Consider the following 1,509-nt stretch of genomic DNA (forward strand, 5'->3'; position numbering starts at 1 on the left):
GACCGGCCATGGGGTGGGCCGTCGCCGCCGGCGGTCGCCTACGTGTTCGCCGAGGGCCGCGGCACCGAGGAGATCGCCGGACAATTGACGGGTTTTTCCGGCATTCTGCAGGTGGATGGTTATGCCGCCTACAAAGCACTCGCCCGCAGCCATGGCAGCGCGATCCAGCTCGCGTTTTGTCTTGCTCACGCCCGCCGCAAATTTGTCGAGGTCTACAAGACGACGCAGTCGCCGTACGCGCGCGAGGTGATCGAACGCCTGCAGGCGGTCTATGCCATCGAAGCAGAGATCCGCGGCAGCAGCGCCGAGCAGCGGCTGGCCGCCCGCTGCACCAGGGCTGCACCGCTGATGGCAGCGCTCAAGGTGCGACTGACCGAGATGGTCGACCAGCTCTTCTCCCAGTCGAAGCTGACGGAGGCCATCAACTACGCGCTCAACCACTGGGACGGATTGACGCTGTTTCTCCGCGACGGCCGCATCGAGGTCGACAGCAATACGGTCGAGCGGTCCATGCGCCCGATTGCCATGGGAAGACGCAACTCATTGTTCAGCGGCAGCGAAGGTGGCGCCGAGAGCTGGGCGATCCTGGCGTCGATCGTGAACACAGCAAAGCTCCATGACCTTGATCCGCAGGCCTACCTGACCAACGTGCTGGAGCGCATCGCCTCCGGGCGAACCAAGAGCCATCAGTTGTACGAGCTGCTCGCCTGGAACTGGAAGGCGGCCCGCCAGCGCACTGCGCAGGCCGCCGCGTGAGCCCACGTCGCCATAAAGCATCGTCGTCGATGGCGGTCGCCGCGATGCCGCTTGAGGAACTCGAGCGGTGGCTGCAGGCTCGCGTCGATCGGCATCCTGCCGCCACCAGCATTCCCATGCTCGATGGTTACGTCGCCGCGATCGTGGCTGGACCGGTGTCGATGAGCCCACTCGACTGGATCTGCCCGCTGCTCGCCATCGATGCCGATGTTTTCAACCACGGCGGCACCCCGGAGTTCGCGGCGATTTCCACCGTCGCGCTGCGTCATAACGAGATCAGCCAGACCCTTTCGACCACGCCTCGCCAATTCGCGCCGATGCACCGGCGTGAAGTCAATGGCGACATCGATCCGCGCCCCTGGTGCCAGGGTTTCTACGCCGCGATGCGGCTCAGGCTGTCGGCGTGGGCGCCGTTGCTGGACGCCAGCAACGTCAATCACGGCCAGCTTCTGACCATCCTGCTGCACTGTCGCGACGATCAGGGCCGTCCGCTGCTCGGACCGCCGCGAAGCGGCCGCGAGACCGAGGACTTTCTTCGCAATGCCCACCTCGATATCACAGCGGCCGTCGAGGCGCTGCGCCAATACTGGATGCCGATCCGCTACGCACGCGCCCGCTGATCACTGCGGACGTGGGAGCTCTTACCGCTTACGTTGGATTGGCGCTGGCAGCCGAAGCGATCTGAAGCCTTCGGGCATTTGGTGCTCAGAATCCCAGGTGTAGATGCCGGTCAGGTTGATATGTTCCCAACTA

Annotated in this window: 2 protein-coding genes; both read left to right on the forward strand. The window is 64.5% G+C overall.

Translation table 11 applies throughout. The annotated features are described in order from the left end of the window. Positions 1 to 756 (forward strand): IS66 family transposase (tnpC, locus tag CWO89_RS44100; RefSeq protein ID WP_130584369.1); only part of this gene is annotated, 756 nt, incomplete at its 5' end. 29 nt (positions 757 to 785) lie between these two features. Next, complete coding sequence (locus CWO89_RS44105) at positions 786 to 1,376, forward strand: UPF0149 family protein (RefSeq protein ID WP_130584370.1); 591 nt, start codon at positions 786 to 788, stop codon at positions 1,374 to 1,376. The last annotated feature ends 133 nt before the right edge of the window (positions 1,377 to 1,509 follow it).

It is taken from the genome of Bradyrhizobium sp. Leo170 (assembly GCF_004296405.1).
In the GTDB taxonomy this organism is placed as follows: domain Bacteria; phylum Pseudomonadota; class Alphaproteobacteria; order Rhizobiales; family Xanthobacteraceae; genus Bradyrhizobium.